The sequence below is a fragment of the Streptomyces sp. NPDC021093 genome (genome assembly GCF_044333135.1).
Taxonomy (GTDB): Bacteria; Actinomycetota; Actinomycetes; order Streptomycetales; family Streptomycetaceae; genus Streptomyces.
In genome coordinates this window covers 367,241-389,374 of sequence record NZ_JBIRQJ010000001.1, presented here as the reverse complement: position 1 = coordinate 389,374, position 22,134 = coordinate 367,241, and the positions used below count along the sequence as shown (strand labels likewise).

20 protein-coding genes are annotated in these 22,134 nt (G+C 71.6%); 10 read left to right on the top strand and 10 right to left on the bottom strand.

What is annotated here, in order from left to right; all coding sequences use genetic code 11:
- Positions 1 to 55 precede the first annotated feature (55 nt).
- From ACH4SP_RS01805 to ACH4SP_RS01795, 3 genes are read left to right on the top strand one after another with little or no spacing between them, the layout of a single operon-like run.
- Positions 56 to 589 carry a BlaI/MecI/CopY family transcriptional regulator gene (locus ACH4SP_RS01805; RefSeq protein WP_398408200.1) on the top strand — a complete coding sequence of 178 codons (534 nt, stop codon included), beginning with the start codon at positions 56 to 58 and terminating at the stop codon, positions 587 to 589.
- 3 nt (positions 590 to 592) lie between these two features.
- Complete coding sequence (locus tag ACH4SP_RS01800) at positions 593 to 1,597, top strand: M56 family metallopeptidase (RefSeq protein ID WP_398408199.1); 1,005 nt, start codon at positions 593 to 595, stop codon at positions 1,595 to 1,597.
- Positions 1,598 to 1,646: 49 nt separating this feature from the next.
- Complete coding sequence (locus ACH4SP_RS01795) at positions 1,647 to 2,912, top strand: damage-control phosphatase ARMT1 family protein (protein ID WP_398408198.1); 1,266 nt, start codon at positions 1,647 to 1,649, stop codon at positions 2,910 to 2,912.
- A gap of 237 nt (positions 2,913 to 3,149) precedes the next feature.
- On the opposite strand, the gene ACH4SP_RS01790 is transcribed toward ACH4SP_RS01795, so the two are convergent.
- Complete coding sequence (locus ACH4SP_RS01790) at positions 3,150 to 4,016, bottom strand: LysR substrate-binding domain-containing protein (protein WP_398408197.1); 867 nt, start codon at positions 4,014 to 4,016, stop codon at positions 3,150 to 3,152.
- A gap of 59 nt (positions 4,017 to 4,075) precedes the next feature.
- On the opposite strand from ACH4SP_RS01790, the gene ACH4SP_RS01785 reads away from it, so the two are divergent.
- Complete coding sequence (locus ACH4SP_RS01785; RefSeq protein WP_398408196.1) at positions 4,076 to 4,459, top strand: DUF5997 family protein; 384 nt, start codon at positions 4,076 to 4,078, stop codon at positions 4,457 to 4,459.
- 179 nt (positions 4,460 to 4,638) lie between these two features.
- Here the strand turns inward: ACH4SP_RS01785 and ACH4SP_RS01780 are convergent, their stop codons facing one another.
- Positions 4,639 to 5,214, bottom strand: coding sequence for a TIGR03086 family metal-binding protein (locus ACH4SP_RS01780; RefSeq protein WP_398408195.1), 576 nt, complete (start codon positions 5,212 to 5,214; stop codon positions 4,639 to 4,641).
- 64 nt (positions 5,215 to 5,278) lie between these two features.
- On the opposite strand from ACH4SP_RS01780, the gene ACH4SP_RS01775 reads away from it, so the two are divergent.
- Entirely contained in the window at positions 5,279 to 6,133 is an 855-nt protein-coding gene (locus ACH4SP_RS01775) for a DUF6597 domain-containing transcriptional factor (protein WP_398408194.1), read from the top strand.
- Here the strand turns inward: ACH4SP_RS01775 and ACH4SP_RS01770 are convergent.
- Both ACH4SP_RS01770 and ACH4SP_RS01765 read right to left on the bottom strand, forming a co-directional pair.
- Entirely contained in the window at positions 6,093 to 7,565 is a 1,473-nt protein-coding gene (locus ACH4SP_RS01770; protein ID WP_398408193.1) for a peptidoglycan D,D-transpeptidase FtsI family protein, read from the bottom strand. The two genes, ACH4SP_RS01775 and ACH4SP_RS01770, sit on opposite strands and share 41 nt — an antisense overlap.
- Positions 7,562 to 8,554 carry an alpha/beta hydrolase family esterase gene (locus tag ACH4SP_RS01765; protein WP_398408192.1) on the bottom strand — a complete coding sequence of 331 codons (993 nt, stop codon included), beginning with the start codon at positions 8,552 to 8,554 and terminating at the stop codon, positions 7,562 to 7,564. Before ACH4SP_RS01765 ends, ACH4SP_RS01770 begins: the two co-directional genes overlap by 4 nt.
- Before the next feature lie 157 nt (positions 8,555 to 8,711).
- Here ACH4SP_RS01765 and ACH4SP_RS01760 point away from each other — a divergent pair, with 157 nt between their 5' ends.
- Positions 8,712 to 9,680, top strand: a complete 969-nt coding sequence (locus tag ACH4SP_RS01760; RefSeq protein WP_398408191.1) for a LysR family transcriptional regulator — start codon at positions 8,712 to 8,714, stop codon at positions 9,678 to 9,680.
- A gap of 94 nt (positions 9,681 to 9,774) precedes the next feature.
- Positions 9,775 to 10,653 (top strand): serine hydrolase, encoded by an 879-nt coding sequence (locus ACH4SP_RS01755; protein ID WP_398408190.1) that lies wholly within the window; start codon positions 9,775 to 9,777, stop codon positions 10,651 to 10,653.
- On the opposite strand, the gene ACH4SP_RS01750 is transcribed toward ACH4SP_RS01755, so the two are convergent.
- Positions 10,639 to 11,157, bottom strand: coding sequence for a nitroreductase/quinone reductase family protein (locus ACH4SP_RS01750; RefSeq protein WP_398408189.1), 519 nt, complete (start codon positions 11,155 to 11,157; stop codon positions 10,639 to 10,641). The genes ACH4SP_RS01755 and ACH4SP_RS01750 overlap by 15 nt on opposite strands.
- A gap of 90 nt (positions 11,158 to 11,247) precedes the next feature.
- On the bottom strand, positions 11,248 to 12,009 hold the full coding sequence (locus ACH4SP_RS01745) for an SDR family oxidoreductase (RefSeq protein ID WP_398408188.1): 762 nt from the start codon (positions 12,007 to 12,009) through the stop codon (positions 11,248 to 11,250).
- Positions 12,010 to 12,220: 211 nt separating this feature from the next.
- Here ACH4SP_RS01745 and ACH4SP_RS01740 point away from each other — a divergent pair, with 211 nt between their 5' ends.
- On the top strand, positions 12,221 to 15,700 hold the full coding sequence (locus ACH4SP_RS01740) for an AfsR/SARP family transcriptional regulator (RefSeq protein ID WP_398408187.1): 3,480 nt from the start codon (positions 12,221 to 12,223) through the stop codon (positions 15,698 to 15,700).
- Positions 15,687 to 16,208 (top strand): dihydrofolate reductase family protein, encoded by a 522-nt coding sequence (locus ACH4SP_RS01735; protein WP_398408186.1) that lies wholly within the window; start codon positions 15,687 to 15,689, stop codon positions 16,206 to 16,208. The genes ACH4SP_RS01740 and ACH4SP_RS01735 overlap by 14 nt, the downstream gene beginning before the upstream one ends.
- 87 nt (positions 16,209 to 16,295) lie before the next feature.
- On the opposite strand, the gene ACH4SP_RS01730 is transcribed toward ACH4SP_RS01735, so the two are convergent.
- The 3 genes from ACH4SP_RS01730 to ACH4SP_RS01720 all read right to left on the bottom strand — a co-directional run bounded on the left by ACH4SP_RS01730 (position 16,296) and on the right by ACH4SP_RS01720 (position 19,127).
- Positions 16,296 to 16,661 carry a hypothetical protein gene (locus ACH4SP_RS01730; RefSeq protein ID WP_398408185.1) on the bottom strand — a complete coding sequence of 122 codons (366 nt, stop codon included), beginning with the start codon at positions 16,659 to 16,661 and terminating at the stop codon, positions 16,296 to 16,298.
- A gap of 136 nt (positions 16,662 to 16,797) precedes the next feature.
- The gene (locus tag ACH4SP_RS01725) at positions 16,798 to 17,664 is read right to left on the bottom strand and encodes a polysaccharide deacetylase family protein (RefSeq protein ID WP_398408184.1); all 867 of its coding nucleotides are present in this window, start codon (positions 17,662 to 17,664) and stop codon (positions 16,798 to 16,800) included.
- Between the two features lie 239 nt (positions 17,665 to 17,903).
- Entirely contained in the window at positions 17,904 to 19,127 is a 1,224-nt protein-coding gene (locus ACH4SP_RS01720; protein ID WP_398408183.1) for a serine hydrolase domain-containing protein, read from the bottom strand.
- A 436-nt stretch (positions 19,128 to 19,563) separates the two neighbouring features.
- Here ACH4SP_RS01720 and ACH4SP_RS01715 point away from each other — a divergent pair, with 436 nt between their 5' ends.
- The gene (locus ACH4SP_RS01715; RefSeq protein WP_398408182.1) at positions 19,564 to 21,111 is read left to right on the top strand and encodes a DUF2079 domain-containing protein; all 1,548 of its coding nucleotides are present in this window, start codon (positions 19,564 to 19,566) and stop codon (positions 21,109 to 21,111) included.
- 69 nt (positions 21,112 to 21,180) lie between these two features.
- Here ACH4SP_RS01715 and ACH4SP_RS01710 read toward each other — a convergent pair whose 3' ends face one another.
- On the bottom strand, positions 21,181 to 21,996 hold the full coding sequence (locus ACH4SP_RS01710) for a S1 family peptidase (protein ID WP_398409490.1): 816 nt from the start codon (positions 21,994 to 21,996) through the stop codon (positions 21,181 to 21,183).
- Positions 21,997 to 22,134 lie beyond the last annotated feature (138 nt).

Below are 22,134 nucleotides of genomic sequence, written 5' to 3'. Positions count from 1 at the left end.
CCGGATGTCCGCCGGACAAAAGGTCAGCGGGAGGCGGGAGGGAAGGGAGCCGGGCATGGCAGACCGTTCGGACGGTGGGGGCGGTGCAGTCGGTGGGGGCGGCGGCGCTGATGGCGGGGCCGGGGCGGAGGGCGCGCGTCCGCGTGACCGTCGGCGTGGGCAGGGTGAGCTGGAGACGCAGGTGCTGTCCGTGCTCGGGGCCGCGCCGGGTCCGGTGACGGCCGCGTGGGTACAGGAACAGCTCGGCGGCGGTCTCGCGTACACCACCGTCATCACCATCCTGACCAGGCTGTACGACAAGGGCGCTGTGACCCGTACCCGGTCCGGGCGGTCCTTCGAGTGGACGCCGGTGGCCGACGGGGCCGGGCTGGTCGCGCTGCGGATGCGCAAGCTGCTCGACAAGGAGGACGACCGTGACGCCGTGCTCTCCAGCTTCGTGTCGGCGCTCTCGCCGGACGACGAGCGGCTGTTGCGCAACCTGCTCGGCGAGAGCGGGCTCGGCGGGTCAGACGGGTCAGACGGGTCCGGTGCGTCCGACGGGTCCGGTGGGCTCGGCGGTTCCGGTGAGTCCGAAGGTCCGGAGCGCTGATCGATGGGTGTCTTCGTCTATCTGCCGCTGATTCTTCCGCTCACCGCTCTCCCCATGGCCCGCCTCGCCGAACAGCACCTCCACCCGCGTACCGCCGCCCGGCTCCTCACGGCCGTGGCCGCGATCCTCGCCGTCTGCAGCACGGTCTGCCTCGGACTCCTCGTCGTCGTCGGCACCGCACAGCTCCCCGGCAACCCGCTGCCCGACAGCTGGTCGGACCCGGAGGTGCGCGAGGCGGTTCCCTACGACGAGATCGCGGGAACGGTGTCCATCGGCGCACTCGCGCTGGTCCTGCTGGCCTGCGCGTTCACCGTCCATCGGCACTACCGCTACCGGGCCAGGGCGCACCGGGCCCTGGCCGGGCTTCGTACCTCGTCCGAGGTCGCGGTCCTCACGGACGACGAGCCGTACGCGTACGCGCTTCCCGGCGGGCTCGGTGCGTCCGGTGCGTCCGGTGCGTCCGGTGCGTCCGGTGCGTCCGGCAGGCGGCGCGGCCGCATCCTCGTCTCCACCGGCATGATGGCGGCCCTCACCGACACCGAGCGCCACGCCCTTCTCGCCCACGAACGCGCCCATCTCACCGGACGCCACCACCGGCTGCTGCTCGCCGTCCAGTTGGCCGGGTGTGCGAACCCCCTGCTGCGCCCGCTACGCAGAGCGGTCGGCTACTGCACCGAGCGGTGGGCCGACGAAGAGGCCGCGCAGGCGACAGGGGACCGCCGTGCGACGGCCCGCGCGGTGGGCAAGGCCGCCCTCCTGGCCGTGCGCCCAGCCACCGGGAGCACCGCTTTTCCCGGGCTCGCGGCCTTCGCCGAGGCGGGCCCGGTGCCCCGGCGGGTGGCGGCCCTGCTCGGCCCGGTCCCGCCCGCCAACGGCTGGCCCTCCGCACTCACTTCGGCCGGAGTCGCGGCGATCGTCGCGGCGGCGGGGACGGCGGCGTCCACCCTGTCGGCGCTCAACGCGGCCGTCGGGCTGTTCGTGGTGCTGGAGGCGGCGAGCTTCGGGTGAGGTGCGGGCGGGGAGGGGCTGCGTTCCTCGTGGCAGGCAGAATCGAGGCATGGTTGATTCTCCAGGCCCTGCCGATCTTGCCGATCCTGCCGAGGCGCCCGTCATCCGGTGCGACGAGCCCGGATCCTTCGCCCGCAGCGTGCTCGCCGAGCGGCACCCCGCGCTCATCGAGCGGGTGCGCAAGGCGTTTCCGTACGGGCCGGGGCAGCACCGGGCGCTCGACGCGCTCCCTGAGGAGACGGCGCACGGCGTGATCGAGCCGCCCCCGCCCGGCGACGACCGGGACCGGGAGCAGTGGGAAGTGTGGGGGAAGGGGCATCTGGGGCGGTCGTGGTTCGACGCGCCGTTCCTGTGGGCGGAGAGCTACTTCTACCGGCGGCTGCTGGGGGCCGTCGGGTACTTCGAAGCGGGGCCCTGGCAGGGGGTCGACCCGTTCGGCCCGTTCAAGCGCGCGGAACTCAGCACCCCTGAGACGGAGGGGGAGTTGGCCGCAGTGGGGCAGCTCGCGTCGAAGCCGGAGGCGGAACGTGCGCGGGCACTGCTGCTCGGCTCGCTCTGGGGAAACCGGGCGGACCTGGGCTTCCTGATGGGGGCAGGCGCGGCCGGGCAACGTACCGACGAAGCGCTCGTGGCGGACGACTCCGCAGCACTCTGGGCGCTGCTGCCCGCCGGGATGCCGCACGCCGGTACCGCAAGCACCGCCGGTACCGCAAGCACCGTCGCCCGTACCGCCGGTACCACGCGCACCGTCTGCCTCGTCGCCGACAACGCAGGCCGTGAGCTGCTCCCCGACCTCCTCCTCGTCGACCACCTCCTGCGGTACGGCCACGCCGAGCGCGTCGTCCTGCACGTCAAGCCGTACCCCTACTTCGTCTCCGACGCGACGACCGCCGACGTCGTGGACTGCCTGCGGCACCTGAGGGGAGCCGACGGAGCGGCGGGCGCGGCCGGACACCGGCTGTGGGACGACATGGCGAGCGGCCGGATCGAGGTGCGGGCGCACCCCTTCTCCTGTGCGCCGCTGCCGTACGAGGACATGCCCGACGATCTGCGGCAGGACTTCGCCGAAGCCACCGTGACGCTGATGAAGGGCGACCTGAACTACCGGCGCCTGGTCGGCGACCGGATGTGGCCCGCGACGACCCCGTTCGCGGACCGCACCGCGTACTTCCCCGGCCCGGTGGCCGCGCTGCGCACGCTGAAGTCGGACGTACTGGTGGGGCTGGCGGAGGGCGCCGAGGAGGTGCTCGTGGCGGAGCACGGACAGCGCTGGCGGACCGGCGGTACGCATGCCCTGATCCAGGTCAGGGACTGACCCGCGCGTCCGCCGGACGGCCCCGCGCGTCCGGCGGACGGGGCCGCGCGTCCGGCGGACGGCCCCGCGCGTCCGGCGGACGGGGCCGCGCGTCCGGCGGACGGCCCCGCGCGTCCGGCGGACGGGGCCGCGCGACCGGCCGACGGGGCCGCGCGATGACCGGCAGACGGGGCCGCGCGGCGTCCGTCGGGCGGGGGCGCGCCGCTCCCGACCGCCCCGCCCCCATCCCCGCAGCGACTATCGACGCGGCTTGCCGCGCTTGGCGGCGCCGCCCTTGTTGCTGTTGCTCTTGCTGTTCTTGGCGGTGGCCTTGCCGCCGCCGGTCTTGCTTCCGCCCGCCTTCGCGCCTCCGGCGCCGCCCCTGGTGCTCTTGGCCGCGGGCTTCCGCGCCCCGCCCTTCGCGGCTCCCTTGCCGGCCGCGCCCTTGCCCTTCGGCTGGCCGGTCGGAGGCAGGGCCGGGCCGCGGGTGCTGTTGACCGTTCGGCCTCGTACGATCCCGATGAAGTGCTCGACCAGCTCGGGCGGCTCACCCGAATCGGTCTGTGCCCACGACAGTGCGACACGCGATTCGGGGACGCCCGTGACCGTCCGGTACGTGAGGTCCTTGCGGTGGTGCAGGCGGGCCAGCGACTGCGGCACGACGAGCACGCCGACGCCCGCCGCGACCAGTTCGATCGCGTCCGCGGTGGTCTCGGGACGCTCGTTCGCGGCCCGGCCCGGGAGCTGCTCCCAGTCGAGGGTGTCGTCGAGGGGGTGCAGGACCAGTTCGTCGGCGAGGTCCTCCGCCGCGATCTCCTCGACGGCCGCGATGACGTGGTCCTTGGGGATCACGACGACCGTGGTCTCGGTGTAGAGGGGGATCGCGCTGAGGTCCGTACGGTCCACCGGCAGCCGTACGAAACCGGCGTCGGCCCCGCCGCCGCGCAGTACGTCGAACGCCTCTGCGGGGGACGCCGCGACCAGGGTCAGCGGGATGTAGGGCAGCCGCTCGCGCCAGATCCTCACCCACTTGGTGGGCGTCACGCCCGGGACGTACGCGAGCCGGAACGAGGGCGCGGGGGACGCCGGGGAGGTGGGGGAGGAGGGTGCTTCCGAGCCTGTCACGCGGGCCAGGTTACCGGCCGTGGTCAGCGGTAGCGCACATGCTCGATACCCTTGGGCTCATGACGTCGCACCAGAGCACCCAGACCATGAAGCCCGCCACCGCGGCGAAGAAGCTGGGTGTGTACCTTGAGGCCACCCCCGCCGAGTTCCAGGAGGGCGTCGTCTCGCGCGCCGAGCTGAACACGCTCCAGACCGAGCCGCCCCAGTGGCTCCAGGACCTGCGCGCCAACGGCCCGCACCCCCGCCCGGTCGTTGCGAACAAGCTCGGCATCTCCATCTCCGGCCTCGCCCGCGGCGGAGTCACCGACGCGCTCACCACCGAGCAGATCGACGCGCTCAAGGACGAGAACCCCGAGTGGCTCCAGAAGGAGCGCGCCACGCAGGCCGAGGTCCGCAAGGAGACGGTGCGGATCAAGGAGATGAAGGCCGAGAAGGGCAAGTAGGAACCTCTCGCTGTACGAAGCCCTCGGCGCACGGTCCTCGGCGCCCGAGGGCTTCGGCGTTACTGGGCTTCGGCGCACCGGCTCCAGCGCACCGGCTCCAGCGCACCGGGCTCCAGCGCCCGAGGGCTTCGGCGTACCAGGACGAGGGCTTCGGTGCACTGGGCGTACGAAGTGCCTGGTCAGAGCTGATCCGGCAGCCAGTCGGCACGGCGACCTGTCGACGCCAGCAGCTCCTCGAAGGGCGTCGCCCCCTCCACCACCGGGCACGGCTCGGCGAGCACCTTCATCTGCCTGGCCGTCGGGCCCATCTGCGTCACCAGCGCGCCGAGCGCCCGGAGGCCCTCCTCGTCGGGTGTGAAGTCCTGGCCGGTCGCGCGGGCGAGGTCCCAGGCGTGCACGGTCAGGTCGAGGAGCGCCATCGAGCCGACCGTACGGGCCGGGAGGTTCATGCTGCCCTTGGTGCCCTCGTCGGCGCCGGGCGCCGCCCAGGCCGTGACGAGCAGCGCGGTCTCCGCGCCGAAGCGGTCGCGCCAGTTCCCCTTCAGGTAGTCCGGGGTGGTGGAGAAGTCCGCTTCCTTTCCGGCCGCGAGCGACTGGAAGCCGACCACGACATGGAACAGGTGGTTGAGCAGGTCCCGTACGTCGTAGTCGGCGCACGGTGTACGGGCGCCGAGCTGTCCGTCGGCCACGCCGCGCACCACGGGTTCCGCACGTGCGGCGGCCACTGCGAGCATGTCGCTGATCTTGTCGTTCATGCGTCTGACGGTAGAGCTGCCGGGCCCCCGGTGGCTTGAAGAAACGCGACATAGGATCGGGCCCATGCCAGGGCCACGTCGCGACACCCGGGGCATCGTCGCCGCCTCGGAACTCTTCACGCACGTCCGCTTCCGCCGCCGGGAGCCCGCCGAGCCGCTGCGACCGTACGTCGAGCACTACTGGCTGATCGACTGGGACCTGGCGGAGCCGTACCTGACGCATGTCGTCCCGCACCCCTCCGTGAACATCGTCTTCCAGCGGTACGGGCAGACCGAGGACTCCGCTGCCATGGGCTTCGGCGAGGTCGCAGGCATCGGGCTGGAACTCTTCACCCAGAAGCTGGAGGGGTGCGGCCGGGTGTGCGGGATCCAGTTCAGGCCGGGCGGCTTCCGGCCGTTCCTGCCGGGCCGGCCGGTGTCGGAGCTGACCGGCCGACGGGTGCCACTCGCCGAAACGTTCCCGGGTTTCGCCGCCACACCTCCCGCGGTTCTCGGGCCGCAGGAGGAGGACGCCCGTGTTGCCGCGCTCGACGACTTCCTCCTCGCCCTCGGCCCGGCAGCCGACCCGCAGGCCGAACGGGCCATGGCGCTGGCCGACCGCATCCGCAGGGACCGGTCGATCCGCCGCGTCGACGAGGTCGCCGGGACGGCGGGCGTATCGGTGCGCCAGGTCCAGCGGCTGTTCGCCGCGTACGTGGGCGTCAGCCCGAAGTGGGTCATCCTGCGCCACCGCATCCACGAAGCCCTGGAACGGGCGGGCACCGGTGCCACGACGGACTGGGCCGGCCTGGCAGCCGAACTCGGCTACAGCGACCAGGCCCATCTCGTCCGCGATTTCACGACCCGGATCGGGGTGCCGCCCACGGCGTACGCAGCCGCTACTTCTGCAGCACCGCCTCCATCACCGCCTTCGCGATAGGCGCCCCCAGCCGGCCGCCCGCGATGTCCGCCCTGGAGATGTCCATATCCTCCGGGTCGACCAGCACCGCGACCGCCACCGGTGACGTGCCGTCCGGCTGTTTCGCGTACGACACGAACCATGCGTACGGGCGCTCGTCGCGCACATCCGCGCCGTGCTGTGCCGTGCCGGGCTTGCCGCCGACCGTGACTCCTTCGACGGCGACCTTGCTGCCGGTGCCGTCGGTGACCGTGTACTCCATCATTTCCTGCACCTTCTTCGCGGTGGCGGCGGAGACCGCCTGGTGGAGGACCTCGGGCTCGTACTTCTGCAGTGTCGACTGGTCGGCGCCGCGCAACTCGTCGACCAGGTACGGCTTCATCACCTTGCCGTCGTTGGCGAGGCCCGCCGTCACCATGGCCATCTGGAGCGGTGTCGTCGTCACGCTGCCCTGGCCCATGCCGGTCAGCGCGGTCTGGGGCTTGTCCAGCGCGCTCGGGTAACCGCTCGCGGCGGTGCGTACCGGCGTGAACTGCTCCTTGTTGAAGCCGAACTTCTCGGCCGTCTCCCGCATCTTGTCCTTCCCGGTGCGCAGTGCCGCGTCGAGGAAGACGTTGTTGCAGGACCACTGCATGGCGGTCCGCATCGAGACCTTGTCGCACTGGGAGTCGGGGACGACATTGCCGATCTCGGTGGTGCTGAGCGGGAGGCGGTAGGGCGCCGGGGCGTCGGAGGGGGTGTCGATGTTGGTCACCGTGCCGTGTTCGATGGCCGCTGCCGCCGTGAGGATCTTGAAGGTGGAGCCGGGCGGATAGATCTCCCGGATCGCCCGGTTGCTGAGCGGCTTGCGCTTGTCCTCGGCCAGTCTCTGGAACTCCCGGCCCTCCTTGTGGGAGATCCCGGCGAAGCGGGACGGGTCGTACGAGGGCGTGCTCGCCATCGCGAGGATCCTGCCGGTGCGCGGGTCGAGCGCGACCACCGCGCCCGTGGCCTTCAGGTCGGTCAGGCCCTTGTACGCGGCCTTCTGCGCGGCGGGGTTGATGGTCGTGAGCACATCACCGCCGTCCGGGCGCTTGCCGGTCAGCGGGGCGAGCGGGCCGGACAGGAGACGGCTGTCCTTGCCGGAGAGCACGTCGTTGTGCACGCCCTCCAGCAGGGTCGACCCCTGGGCCTGGGAGAAGTAGCCGGTGACCGGGGCGTACATCGGGCCGTCCTGGAGGACGCGCTTGTACTTGAGGTCAGAGCCGGGCGTCGCGACGGAACCGGTGATCGGCTTGCCGCCGACGATGATGTCGCCGCGCGGCTGCGCGAAGTTCTTGACGGTCACGCGGCGGTTGTCGGGGTGCTCGGCGAGGGTCTCGGCCTGGTGGAACTGGACCCAGGTCACCTGGCCGAGCAGGGCCGTCATCAGCACTCCGCAGAAGACGGCTATGTGGCGGAGGGGCTTGTTCATGGGGTCCCGCTTCCGGTTCCGGTTCCGGTCCCGATTCCGGTTTTGCTGAGGAAGTCGAGGACGGTGTTCGTCGCGTTCAGTGAGGTGCTGGTGCGGCCGAAGTGGGGCGGCGGGGAGGCGGTCGAACCGGGCCAGGTGTGGCCGGCGCCGTGCATGACGAGGAGTTCCACGGGGGCGTTGCCCGGTGTGCCCGGTGCCCAGAGAGTGCGGTCGTAGCCCGACCGCTTTTCCGTGACGGGCGGCTTCGCCCTGGCCGCCCGTGCGAACGCCTCGGCACTGGCCCGCGTCGAGACGGTCGCGGTCATGGGCTCCTGGCCCGGCGCGGGCGGGGGCGGGTTCGGTACGCCCGCCATGGGACGGACCCGGTCGTCCGCCCCGTAAACGATCATCACGGGGACTGGCCCGGACGGTCCCGTCCGCGCGGATCCGGCCGCCAGTTGGCCGGCGACGGAGGCCGCCCCGGCCACCGTGCGGGGGCGTTCCGCCGCGAGCCGCAGCGCCATCGAACCGCCGTTGGAGAAGCCGACTGCGTACACCCGCTTCGGATCGGCCGCACCGTCTCGTACGAGCGTGGAGATCAGCTGCTCGGCGAAGCGGAGGTCCACGTTCGGGTCGGGGCGCTGCGCGGTGGGGGCGGTGTCGGCGCTCCACATCTTGCGTACGGCTTCGAGATGCGCGACGAGCATGCCGCGCGCGCCCGCCGCCTTGTCGAGGTGAGCACGCTCCCGCATGTCCTCGGCGGTCTCGCCACGGCCGTGGAACGCGAGGAGGAGGGGGCGGGGGCGATCCGGCTTGTCTCCTTTGTCACCACCCGGGCGGTGCAGGAGGTACGAGCGGGTGGTGGAGCCGACGCGGAGGCGTTCGTGGGTGTCGGAGGCGGGAGCCTGGGTGGTGGTGGAGGTGGTGGCAGCGGGTGCGGCGGCGGCACTGGTGGGGGCGGGCCGCTCCGGTGGCGTACTGCCGCAGCCCGCGAGGGACAGGGCGAGCAATGTGGTCAGAACTACCGGCGCCGTGCGCCTGCCTGAGGTGTGCCTGCTTGGTGAGCGAGGGAGGGAGGACATGCGGGGAGGAGACCAGCACTCCGCCTCGTATGTCCAAGATGGATATCGATCTGAGATCAATGCATCTGCGATATCGTTGCTGGCTGTGGACCTGATCCGGCACCTGGAGTGCTTCGTGGCTGTTGCAGAAGAGTCACACTTCGGGCGGGCGGCCATCCGCCTGGGCATGGCTCAGCCACCCCTCTCGCAGCGCGTCCAGCGGCTGGAGCGCGAGCTGGGGGTGCGACTCTTCGAGCGCACCAGCCGGCAGGTGACGATCACCCGGGCCGGGGCACTGCTCCTCGACGACGCCCGCGAACTGCTCGCCCGCTCCGAAGCGCTGAGGGCCACCGCCCGCCGGGTCAGGGACGGCGAGAGCGGGCTGCTGCGGGCGGCGCTGCCGCCCGACATCGCGGGCGGGACCCTGGCCGCGATCCTGGCGGGCTTCCGCGCGAGCCACGCCGACGTGGAACTCGAACTCCACGAGGTGTCCACCACCCAGCAGCTCGCCCAGTTCGCCACGCACGATCTGGACGTCGGGCTCATCCACCACCCCTGCGACGTCTCCGGTCTTGAACTGGGCCCGGTGCTCCGCCGCGAACTGGGCGTGCTGCTGCCGCGCGACGCACCGGCGGCGGCGCTGGACGAGGTCCCGCTGTCGGCGCTCGGCGGCTACGACCTGGTCATGTTCCACCGGGCCGACGCGCCGGCCCTCTTCGACGACCTGCTGACGACCTGCGCGCGCAACGGCTACACCCCGCCCGCCGTCCGGCACGGGCAGGGTGTCACCTTCGTGCACGGCCTGATCATGGCGGCGAGGGCCGTCGCCTTCAGCCCGAAGGACGTCGCTCCCGCTCAGGGCCCGGACGGGGAAGGCCGGTTGGTGTGGCGTCCGCTGGCCGGGTCCCCGCTCGCCTGGCGGCACTCGGTCGCCTGGCCACGGGGGCGCAGTGACAAGGCGGTCGCGACGTTCGCCGACGTGGTGACGCGGGCGCTGCGGAGCAGTGAGACCGTGAGCGCGGACCTGCCGGCGCGTCCGCTGCACCTGCGACCGGCGGCGGAGTACTGGCTGTGACCGCTGCGACGACGACCGCCGTGACTACGACTACGACAACCGGCATGACTACGACTACGACGACCGCCGTGACCACGACTACGGAGAATTCCCTGTGAGCACCACTCCTCATCGGCGCCGCATCGAGGCCGCCTTCGCCGAGGCGGGTGTCACCGGCAGGCTGCACGCCCTCGACATCGACTCCGGTGCGGAGGTCGACGTGGGCGCGGACGACCCCGTCGTCACCGCCAGTGTGCACAAGCTCTGCCTGCTCGTCGCCCTCCACGACCTTGCCGCGGCAGGGGATCTGGTGCTCACCGAGCCGATCGAGTGCGCCCCGGCCGACCGGGTGGCGGGCCCCACCGGACTCGCCGCGATGCTCGACCCGGTCCGCATGTCGGTGCGGGACCTCGCGTACCTGATGATGTCGGTGAGCGACAACACCGCCGCCGACGTCCTCCTGCAGCGCGTGGGCCTGGCCGCCGTCAACCGGACCACCGGCCGCCTCGGCCTCCGGCACACCCACGCCGTGCACACCTTCGGCCAACTCCTCGCCACCGTACGGGAGGACGCGGGCCCGGACGGGGCGCAGGCGCTGGCCGACCCGTACGTCACCCGGCGGCTGCGCGCCCTCGACCCGGCCCGTACCAACCGCAGCACCCCCCGCGACATGACCCGTCTCCTGGCCGCGCTCTGGCGCGACGAGGCGAGCACCCCGGCACACGGGGCCGCGATGCGCCGCCTCCTCGGCCTGCAGGTCTGGCCGCACCGGATGGCCTCCGGCTTCCCCTTCGACGACGTCCACGTGGCCGGCAAGACGGGCAGCCTCCCGACCGTGCGCAACGAGGTCGGCGTCATCGAGTACCCGGACGGCGGCCGCTACGCCGTCGCCGTCTTCACCCGCGCCGCCAGTACGGCGGCGACGCTGCCCCCGGCGGACGCGGTGATCGGAACGGCTGCACGGTTCGCGGTGGACGCGCTACGGGCGGGCTGACGGCCCCTGCCGGAGGGATGCGGGCCCGGTCCCGATGCGGTCGAGGACCACCACCGGAATGGTCCGCCGGCTCCTGGCCTCGTACGTGCGGTAAACGGGGGCCAGTTCGGTCATCAGCAGCCACAGCCGCTCCCGCTCCGCACCTTCGGCGGTGCGCGCTCGGGCGTCGAACCGGTCGGCGAGGATCTGGATCTGCACCTCCGGATCGGCCGCCAGGTTCAGGTACCACTGGGGGTGGGTGTGGGTGATGACCGAGCCCGAGGCGACGAGGACGTAGCGCCCGGCGTCTTCCCCGTAGAAGAGGCCGGTTCGGTGGCGCCTGCCGGTCTTCCGGCCCCGATGGGTGAGGACGAGATTGGTCATCCCGCCTTCCCGGTGGCCGCTGGCGCCGTCGGTTGCGACATACCGGCGTACGTGCTCAGCCACCGAGGGGTCGGAGCTCTCGATCACCGCGTCCTGCGCCGAGAGGGGACTCTCCGGGTGCATGGGACTCTTCAGGGGCATGGGGCTCTCCAGATGAGGGGCCGGGCAGGGGCCGGGCAAGGGCACGGGCTGGGGCAGGGGCAGGGCTGTTCAGTGGGGGGCGGGGACGGCTCAGTGAGCGGCGACGAGGCCCTGGGCGAAGCCGCCGTCGACGGCGAACTCGACATTGGTGGTGAAGGTCGCGTCGGCCGCCAGGAAGAGCGAGGCCGCGGCGACCTCCTCGACCGTGCCGTTGCGCTTGAGCGGCGTGGTCTCGTCGCCCTGCCGCTCGAATTCCCTGCGCTGCTCCTCCGTCAGACCGGGCACTCCCATCGTCGGCGTCTTGATGAACCCCGGAGCGACCGAGTTCACCCGGATCCTCCGGGGCAGCAACTCGGCGGCCAGTACGTGCGCGAGGGCGCGCATGGCCTCCTTCGACGCGGAGTACGCGCTCAGTCCGGGGAAGACGACGTCGTTGGCGACCGTGGTGAAGACGATCGAACCGCCGTCCTCGATCAGCGGTGCCAGCGCCTGGACGGTGAAGAAGGAACCCTTGGCGTTGACGGCGAACTGCCGGTCCCAGGACGCCTCGGTGACCTCCGCCAGCTCGGCGAACTCCGCGATGCCGTGGTTGACGAAGAGATGGTCGATGCGGCCGAGCTTCTCCTGTGCGAGGTCGGCGAGGGCGGAGATGTCCGCCATGCTGGCGGCGTCGGAGCGTACGACGTGTGCTGCCTCGCCCTTCAGCTCCGACCGCGCCTCTTCGAGGGTCTTCTCGCTGCGGCCCGTCAGGACGACCTCCGCGCCTTCGGCCAGCAGTGCCTTGACGATGGCAAGGCCCATGCCGTGCGTTCCACCGGTGACGAGGGCCTTCTTGCCCGTGAACCTGCTCATGATGACTCCCTGTTGGGTGATGGTGCGACTGGTTGCTGGTGCTGGTTGCGGTGGCGAGAACGACTCTGCGGGAGGGGGCTTTCGGTCTGCCCGCGGTCCGCATTCGGTCCGTACTCGGTCCGCCGACAGGCGCTTTCGGTCCCCTGACGGGCGCCCGCTGCCGGTGACGGGCGCCCGCTGCCGGCCCGCGTGCTGCCCGTACGCTGAACCGATGCGCTTCGGGGTACTGGGACCACTGGCCGTATGGACGGCGGACGGCGAACTCACGGCCGTACCCGAGGCCAAGGTGCGCTTCCTGCTCGCCGACCTGCTGGTCACACCAGGACAGGTCGTTCCGGCGGACCGGCTGGTTGAGGACCTCTGGGGCGAGACGCCGCCGGTCCGCCCGGCCGCAGCGCTGCAGACCCTGGTGTCCCGGCTGCGCAAGGCCCTGCTGGCGGCAGGGGGAGACGGGACGGTGGTGCACCGCCCGCCCGGGTACCAACTGCGGGTGACCGGCGACGCGGTGGACGCGGAGCGATTCCTCGCGCTGGCCGACCGGGCCCGTCGCGCCGCCGACCCCCGCGAGCGGGCCACTGGGTTCGCCGGGGCGCTCGCCCAGTGGCGGGGGCCCGCCTTCGCCGGTTTCGCGGACGAGCCGTTCGCCCGGGCGGCGGCAGCACTGCTTGAAGAACAGCGGCTCCTCGTCCGGGAGGAACAGGCCGAGGCCCGGATCCAACTCGGCGAACACGGCCCGCTGGCCGGCGAGCTCGGGGAACTGACCGAACGTCACCCCTTGCGCGAACGGCTGCGCGCGGCCCACATGCGCGCTCTGTACGGGGCCGGTCGGCCGAGCGAAGCGCTAGAGGTCTACCAGGAGGTACGTCGCCTGCTGGCAGAGGATCTGGGCCTGGAGCCGGGCCCCGAACTGGTCGCACTCCAGCGGGAGATCCTCAGCCGGACCGGCCACACTGGCCCTACCAGCCACGCCGGCCTTACCCGCCATGCCAGCTCTACCCGCCATGCCAGCCCTACCCGCCACACCGGCCGGACTCCGCCTGTCGCCGCCAAGCTGCCCGTCCCGGTCACCGGTCTGATCGGCCGGTCGCGGTCCGTCGCCGAGGTACGGGCGCTGCTTGCGGCTGAGCGCCTGGTGACGTTGACCGGGCCCGGCGGGGTCGGGAAGACCCGCCTCGCGCTGGAGATCGCGGGTGGGGAGACCGCGGTGCTGTTCCCGGACGGCGTACGGCTGGTGGAACTCGCCGGTACGGCACGTTCGGCCGGGGCGTCCGGTGAAGCGGTGGACGAGCTGGCGGAAGTGGCGGCCGTGGCGCTGGGCATCAGGGACGACGCCCGTCCCGGCTCACTGCCGCCGTCGGCGGCCGGTGGCCCGCACCCCCTGGCGGACCGGTTGGCCGATGCGTTGCGGGACCGGCGGCTCCTGCTCGTCCTGGACAACTGCGAGCACGTGATCGAGGCGGTGGCGGCCCTGGCGCGGCTGTTGTTGCAGGCCGCGCCAGGAGTACGGTTGCTGGCCACCAGCCGCGAACCGTTGGGCATCGCGGGCGAACAGCTGTGGCCGGTACCGCCGTTGGACGTTCCGAAGCCGGGAGCAGCGCCCGCGGAGGTGATGCGGTCGGGCGCGGTCCGGCTCTTCGTGGCGCGGGCCGTTGCCGCCTCGCCCGGCTTCACCCTCTCCGAGGGCAACGCCGAGACGGTCGCCACCATCTGCCGCCGTATGGACGGCATTCCGCTGGCCGTCGAGCTGGCGGCCACCCGGCTCCGCGTCCTGGGCCCGGCAGCGCTGGCCGAGCGGCTCGACGACCGGTTCGGGCTCCTGACGAGCGGGCGGCGGGACGCCCCGGCGCGCCAGCAGACGCTGCGAGCGGTGATCGACTGGAGCTGGGAGCTGCTGACCGCCGCCGAGCGCGCGGTGCTGCGGCGCTTGGCCGTCCACTCCGACGGCTGCACCCTGGACTCCGCCGAGGCGCTCTGCTCCGGGAGCGGTGTGAAGCCCGGCGAGGTCGTCGACCTGCTGGCCCGTCTGGTGGACCGGTCGCTGGTCGTGGTCACCGACGGCGCGGTCCTTACCGAGGGCGCGGTTCTCTCCGACGGTCCGGACGGCCCCGGGGCCTTCGAAGGACAGCATCCGCGCTATCGGTTGCTGGAGTCGGTGGCGGCGTACTGCCTCGAACAGCTGCGGGCGACGAGGGCGGACCTGGCGCACGGACCCGCGACCGAGTACGACCACCTCCGCCGTGCCCACCTCCGCCACTACACCCAGCTCGCCGAGCAGGCCGAAAGCCGGCTGCGCGGCGGCGACCAGCAGCGTTGGCTGCGCCGTCTCGACGCCGAGGCGGCCAACATGCGTACCGCACTCGACACCGCGGCCGCCACGGGCGAAGCCCCGCTCGCCCGGCGCCTCGTACGGGCCATGGCCTGGTACTGGTTCCTGCGCGGCCGGCTCACGGAGGCGAAGCGCTCGATGGCCACGGCGCTGGCCGTCGCGGAGTCACCCGCGGCGGACCGGCGGGCCGGGACGTCCGGCGGCGACCGCGCCCATGTGGCCGCGTGGCACGCGGGAATGACCCTGCTGTCGGGGGATCCGCTGGGTACCCGGGAGGTGAGCCGCTTGCCGCTGCGGCTGTACGAGGGCATGGCCGGGCCCGGGCCCGAGGACATGGCCGGACCCGGGCCCGAGGAGACGGCCGGACCCGGGCCCGAGGAGACGGCCGGGGCCGATGAGACCGGCGGTCGGGGCCGCCCGGGTTGGTTCCTCGCCCATGCCGCGACGATGTTCGGCGCCATGGAGGTCGGTGCGGAGCTGGTGCGCCGGACTCTGGCCGACGTCCGGACGCAGGGCGACCGCTGGGGCGTCGCGGCGGCTCTGAGCGTACGGGGCGTGCAGCGGTACGTACGTGGCGATCTGGTGGCCTCCCGGTCCGACGCCGAGGAGAGCCTCGCCCTCTTTCGCGAACTCGGCGACCGATGGGGCCAGTTGCAGGCCTTCGGTGTACTGGGCAGGCTGGCGGAGATCGAGGGCGACTACCGGTCCGCGGAGGCCGCGCACCGCAACGGCCTGCGCATCGCCGAGGACCTGGGCCTGTGGACCGAGGCATCCGTCCGCTGGTCCGAACTGGGCCGGATCGCCCTCCTCGAAGGCGACCACGCGAGAGCCGAGCGACTGCACCACAACGGTCGGCGGCTCGCCGTCGAGCATGCCGACCGCCGCGCCCAGGAGTTCGCCGAGGTCGGTCTCGCTCTCGGTGCCCGGCAGCAGGGACGACTGGAGGAGGCCGAGCCCCACCTGCGTACCTGGCTCACCTGGAACCGCCGCTTCGAGGCCGCGAACGGCGCCGCCCTCATCCTCGCCGAACTCGGCTTCATCGCCGAACTCCGCGGCGACCACGACGCTGCCCTGACCCTCCACACCGAGGGACTGACGGCCGCCCGTACCACCGGAGACCCGCGAGCGGTCGCCCTCGCCCTGGAGGGTCTGGCCGGCGCCCACCAGCTGGCCGGCCGCCCCGAACTCGCCGCCCGACTCCTCGGCACCGCCACCCGCTCCCGCACGTCCGTACAAGCACCCCTGCCACCGGCCGAACGCGGCGACGTCGACCGCATCACGTCCGCCGTCCGTGCGGCCCTGGGCGATCCCGGCTTCGCCGCGGAGTTCGCGCGGGACGAGTCGCCGCGTCATGACCCAGCCTGAGGAATCGCCCCGGGCGCGCAGCTCCCCGACACACCCACGGGCTCCCCTGCACCCCCGCTGGCTCCGCTACGTCCCCGTCCACCTGTTGGGACGACGGCTGTACGAGACGATGCCGTACTGGGAGACCGCCGACCAGGATCCCTCGCTCAGCGACGCGGACCGGGAGTGGACTGCGCTCTGGAAGCCGCTTCCCAAGGTGGTGTTCTCCACGACGCTGTCGGCGGTGCAGGGCAATGCCCGCCTGGCCTCCGGCGGCCTGGCGGAGGAGATCGAGCGGTTGCGGGCCGAGCCGGGTGAGGGCGATATCGCGATCGGCGGCGCGACTCTCGCCGCCGAGGCGGCCGCGCTGGGTCTGATCGACGAGTACCGCGCCGTGGTCCACCCGGTGCTGGTTGGCGGTGGCATTCCGTTCTTTCCCCGGCACGAGCGCCGGGTGGATCTCGAACTCGTCGAGACCCGCACCTTTGCCTCCAAGGTCGTCTACCTCCGCCACCGCGTGGCGCGTTAGCCCCGGGCAGAAGGGGAGCAGGCTCACCCAGACAGCCGGAGCGAGCCGTTCCCACCCATGCCTCGTGCCGGTGATCGTGCCGGGGCCTCAGCCCAGGAAGCACGCCGAGACGTAGCCGACCACGCCGGTGCGCTTGTTCTGGACGAGCTGCCAGGCGACGGTGTTGCCGCCGCCCGGGCACTGGACGCGCGGACCTGAGTCGGTCTGGTACCAGTACGCGCAGTCGCCCTGATTGGCCCAGCCGACGTGGTTGCCGCCTGGCTTGTTGCGCATGTGGATGCTGGTGCCCTTGAAGTCGGTGTGGGGACCGCCGATCTCGCAGGCGGCGGGGGCCTGGGCGGCGGCCGGGGCGGTGGGTGCCGCTGCGGCCGCGTGCCCGGTGGCGAACGGGGACATGAGCAGCGCGGTACCGGCCACTGCCAGGGCGGCCGTCCGCTTGGTTCGCTTCATCATGAACGCAAGGATTCCGAACCGGGGCGAGCCCGACAAGAGGGCGTGGCCCCGCACCCACCTGCCCGTGGGAGCGACCCGCCGCCGCGCGCCCCCGTCCGGCCCGTCCGGCCCGTCCGTACTCCCGCGCCCCGCGCCCCTAGTTCCGGGTGCTCCGATGGTGTTCGGCGATCTCGTCCGACGTGGTCACCCACACCCCCGGGTGGTTCACCACGTACTCCAGGGCCTGGTCCAGGTACTTGGCGCGGAACGCCTGGCCGATGACGAAGGGGTGCAGGGCCAGGGCCATCACCCGGCCGCTGTCCGCCGCCTCCGCGTCGGCGTGCAGCTGGTCGAGCTGGTCCTTGACGATCTGCACGAAGTCGGGGCCGGTCATGCTGTGGCCGACGAAGAGGTTGATGTCGTTGAGCTCGACGGAGTACGGGACACCGAACATGCCGGGGACGTTCAGGTCGAAGGGCTGGTCGTCGTTGGTCCAGTCCAGGACGTAGTCGAGGCCGAGTTCCTTGATCAGGTGCGGGGTACGGAAGGTCTCCGTGAGGGCGGGCCCCATCCAGCCGCGCGGCCGGGTCCCCGTCGTCCGCTCGATCGTCTCGACGACGTCCGTCAGGTACTTCCGCTCCTCGTCCTCCGTCATGTCGGCCTGGAAGATCGAGTTGTTCTTGCCGTGCGCGAGCCACGCCCAGTCGCGCTCCCGGCCCGCCTGGACGATCTGCGGGTAGCGGTCGCCCACATCGGAGTTGAGCAGCACGCTGGCCCGGACCCGGTGCCGGTCGAGGGTCTCCAGCGTGCGCCAGAAGCCCACGCGCGGGCCGTAGTCCCGCCAGCCGTAGTTCAGCGGGTCAGGGGTGAGGTGCGCGGTGCCGGGGAACGTCGACGTCGACGGCCGGTCGACCTCGTAGTGCTCGATGTTGAGACCCACGTAGAACGCGACCTTCGCACCGCCCGGCCACTGGATCGGCTCGCGCCCGACTATGGGGCTGTAGTCGTAGAGTCGGTTGTCCATCACACTCACCTCGGAACTCTCGCGGCGGTCTGTTGTCCGCCGTGTGCGGGGGTGTCCCGCCCACGGCACACATCCTCGAACATTCACACTGGTGTGAGGGTCAAGTGGCCGCCGCCGATTGCCTTGCGCATTGCCTTCCGCGCCTGCGCGTGACCCCTCAATCACCCCGGAGGTCCCGGTCGAGGCGCAGCCTTGGAAGAGCTGCGCCCGCCGGGCGAGCTGTGCCCGTTGCCCGCTGGCTACTTCTTGCAGAAGGCGGTGTCCAGCAGTGCCTGTGTGTTCTCCGGGCCCTGCACGGTGGGTGCCGCGTTCGCGGTGGCGGCGATTGCGGCCGCGCGGCCGTCGTCCGTGACGCCGGTGCGGGTGGCGTGGCCCGGGATGTCGCCGCCGTGGCCCCACATCCGGCCGCCGCAGCTCAGCGGGACGCTCGTCACGCCGAGTCCGTAGCGGGACCCGGGCTTCATGCTCCACGAGTCGGGCACCGGGACGGTGGTGCGCAGTTGGGCCACCTGTGCGGGCTTGAGGAGCTTGCCGTCGAACAGGGCCTTGAAGAAGCGGTTCAGGTCGCTCGGGGTGGAGACGATCTGTCCGGCGGCCCAGCCCCAGGACGGGTCCATCTCGGTGACGTCGACCAGCGGCGCCCCGGGCTTCGGCGCGTGGTACGCCTTGGGGTGCACGCCCCGGATGCGCTCCTCGCCCACGGCCGGGAAGTAGGTCTTCTTCAGCCCGGCGGGCTCGATGACGCGGCGGGTGATCTGCTCGTCCAGCGGGCGGCCGGTGACCTTCTCGATGAGCAGGCCCGCGAGTACGTAATTGGTGTTGCTGTACGCCCAGCCGGCACCGGGAGCGAACTGCGCCTTGTGCTCCAGGGCGATGTCGAGGAGGGTGCGGGGCTGGTAGTAGGTGTGGGGGGATTCGAACAGATCCTTCATCATGAACTCGGTGTAGTTGGGCAGCCCGCTGGTGTGGTTGAGGAGCTGACGGACCTTGATCTTGTTGCCGTCGATGCCCTCGCCGCGCACCAGATTCGGCAGGTACTTCTCTATGGGGGCGTCGAGGTCGACCTTGCCCTCGCCGACCAGTTGCAGGACGACGGCGGCCGTGAACGTCTTGGTGTTGCTCCCCGCCCGTACCTGCCCGTCGACCGGGACCTTCTTCCCGGTCTTCAAGTCGGCCACGCCGGCTGCGTAGTTACGGGTACGGCCGTCGCGGTCGACGGTGGCGGCCAGGGCGGCGGGGTACTTGTCGTCCGTCACGAGACGGTTCAGGCCCTTGCGCAGGGCGGCGTTCTCGCGGGCGCCGGAGGCCTTCTGCGGGGTGGACGCGTGGGCGGCGGCTTCTGCGTCGAGAGCCGTGGTGGGGGTGGCCGACGCGGGCAGTGTGCTGCCCACGGCCAGGGTGGCGGCCAGGGCGGCCACCGCGATGAGACCCCGCTTCGGCTTGAGCGACGAGGAGACGGTCATGAAGGCCCTCCTTGGGCGACGTGCCGATTGCACCCGACAACCGGACGTCTCCAGCCTGCTCGTCCAAGATCCACCGGCCCATCCGGGCAGCAGGCGCATGCGGTGTGGGGCCAGCCCCCCGGGCAGGGTGTGGTCAGCTGCACCCGTGCTTGTCCGGGGCGCTTGTCCGTGGCCGGTGGCAGGTATTCTCCGATTTCGGGCAGTGCGGAAGGACAGTGCGGAAAGGGTGGGGGCGGGAAACAGGGTGGGGGAAATATCCGTAGAACGGCATTTGCGTGCCGAGGAGTTGGACACGCGGCCCGACAGCGGGGGCATCGGGGGCATCGGGGGCATTGACGGTGCTGAAGCACCGGGCCGTTCTGCGCGTACAACGCAGCGGCGTGGAACGCGCAGAAGAGGAGGGGCGGTCCTCGCCCTCACCTTCCTCTGTTTCGCCGTGGGACTGGCCCTGTCGCTCCAGCAGTACGAGCGGCTGAGACTCGGCGGATTCGACTTCGGCCTCTTCGACCAGGCGATGCGCGCCTACTCACGATTCGAATTGCCACGCTCCCCGATCAAGAGCGTGCACCACGAATACCCCCCGGAATTCTCCCTCCTGGGCGACCACTTCTCCCCGCTCATCGCGCTCGCCGCCCCCTTCTACTGGCTGTGGAACGACCCGAGAGTTCTTCTCCTCGTGCAAGCGGTGCTCTTCGCGCTGGGCGTTCCGCTGGTCGCCCGACTTGCCAGGGCGGAAGTGGCTCCCTTGCTTTCCCCGCGCTTCGCCCGCCGATTCACCTGGGCGGCCTGTCTCGTCTACGCCCTCGGTGCTCCGCTGCTCTTCGCAGCCAGGGCCGGATTCCACGAAGTGGCCTTTGCCGTACCGCTGTTCCTGCTGCTCTTCGAACGCGCACGGGCACGCGCGTACCACCACATGCTCTGGGCGGGAGCGCTGCTCTGCCTCACCAAGGAGGACCTGGGGCTCGTGGTGGGAGTCTTCGGGGCGGTCGTGGCCGCCCGCGCGCGAAGATCCGGCGACAGTACGGGCTTCCGCGCGGGCCTCGTGCTCTTCTTCGCCGGATTCCTGGCCTCGCTGCTGGCCGTATCGGTGGCGATTCCCGCGATGGGCGGAAGCGCCGGATTCTATTGGCAGTACAGCCGACTTGGCGACGGTCCCGTGGAAGCGCTCCGTTTCGTCGTACTCCATCCTCTCGACACCCTTGTGGTCGCACTCACTCCGGTGACCAAGTCCTATCTCCTCCTGTGGACATTCGGCAGTCTGCTGTTCCTGCCGCTGGGTTCACCGCTCGCCCTGTGCGCTCTCCCGCTCCTCGCCGAACGCCTCTTCTCGGACAACGAGAACCACTGGCAGGCGGTGCACCACTACGGCGCGTTCCTGTGGCCCATTCTCGTCGCGGCCTCCCTCGAAACGACCGGCTCCCTCCTGCGCCGTACGAGAAGGGAGAAGGGGAGAGACCCCCTCTCTCCTTCCCTCTTCCTTTTCCCCTTCCTCGCGTCGCGTCGGACGGCCATGGCGGGAATCATCGGGGTGGCCGGAATTACCCTGGCCGGATTCGTACTCGCCGGGGCGTGCGACCTCTTCGACATACGGAAATGGAAACCGGACGAACCGTCCCGGGCACTCGTCCGCGCCGCCGAGAAAATACCCGACCGCTCCACGGTCGAGGCGGACAACTACGCGGCACCCCGCCTCACCGGCCGTACGCACGTCATGCTCCTGGACCGGGTGCCGCGCAATGCGGAATGGGTGCTCATCAGCACCGGGAAGCGCGTGTTCCCGTTCGGCGACGTCCAGCAACAGCGCGACCGCGTCTCGCTGTTGGAGTCCTCCGGCTACCAGAAGGTGTACGAGGAGCAGGGCGTGCACCTGATGCGGCGGACCTCACCGCACACGACGGTCCCCGGCAGCCGAATACCCGGCCCCGACAGCACCCCGGTCAACGACGACGTACCCAAGGGGATCGGTCGCAGGCTCTTCGGCTGATCGCAGCCGTGGCTGACCGTACCCGTGGCTGGCCGTACCCGCGGCTGACCGCATCTGCGGCCGGGCGAGTCAGGCCCGGTGGTGCTTGAGGGTCTTTCGGATCCAGTCCGCGTACGCGGGCACATTGCTGTAGAGGCCCGGTCCCGCCGAGCACGCGACCCCCGGGGCGCCGGGGCCCGAGGTGGTCCCGACGAGTTCCCACCGCCCGTGCCTGCCCTTCTGGAGCTGGGGCCCGCCGGAGTCCCCGAAGCACGCCATCGCCTGCGGCACGCGGCTGATCGTGCACAGCCGGGTCCGGTCGGCGTAGCCCGGGGCGCACTCGGTGGCGGCACCCCTGCGCGTGTTGAGCTCCTGCAGCCGCTCCGCGAACCTCAGCTCGGTGTCGAGGGTGGTGCCGAAGCCCAGGATCCGGGTGGGAGTGCCGGGGCGCGCGGTCCGCTCCGCGATGCGGATGGGCTTCTCGGTGACCGGGCGGTCGAGGCGGACCAGGGCGATGTCGTCCTTGTTGGCGGCGCTCCCCGCGCCGTTCACATAGCCGGGGTGGACGAAGGTCCGGTCGATGTTCCGGACGGTTCCCCCGGACTTGCGGTGGCTGCTGCCGATCCGGACGGTCCCTTCCAGTTCAAGGCCGTCGCCCTGTACGCAGTGGGCCGCCGTGAGCACCCACTGCGGATCGATCAGCGACGCCCCGCAGGTGCCGTCGTACAGCCCCTGGCTCGGGGCCGACTCCGGGATCGTCGCCATGAACGGGTAGTGCGCGGTGGATTCGGTCCCGTTGACGATCGCTCCGGCGCTGCCGGTCATCAGGGTGGCGCACGCCGCGACGGCGAGGGCGCCGACGGCAGTGGTGCGTGAGGCGCGGCGGCGCACCGACTTCAAGCACATGGACCTGAGGCGCACCGACTTCAAGCTGAGCACAGAGAGTTCCTTTCGCGGAACGCGGAGAACTGGACGTGCTCAGCCTGCTCGTTCAAGATCCACCGGGCCATCCGGGCAGCAGGCCCGAGCACGGTGGGGCTAGCC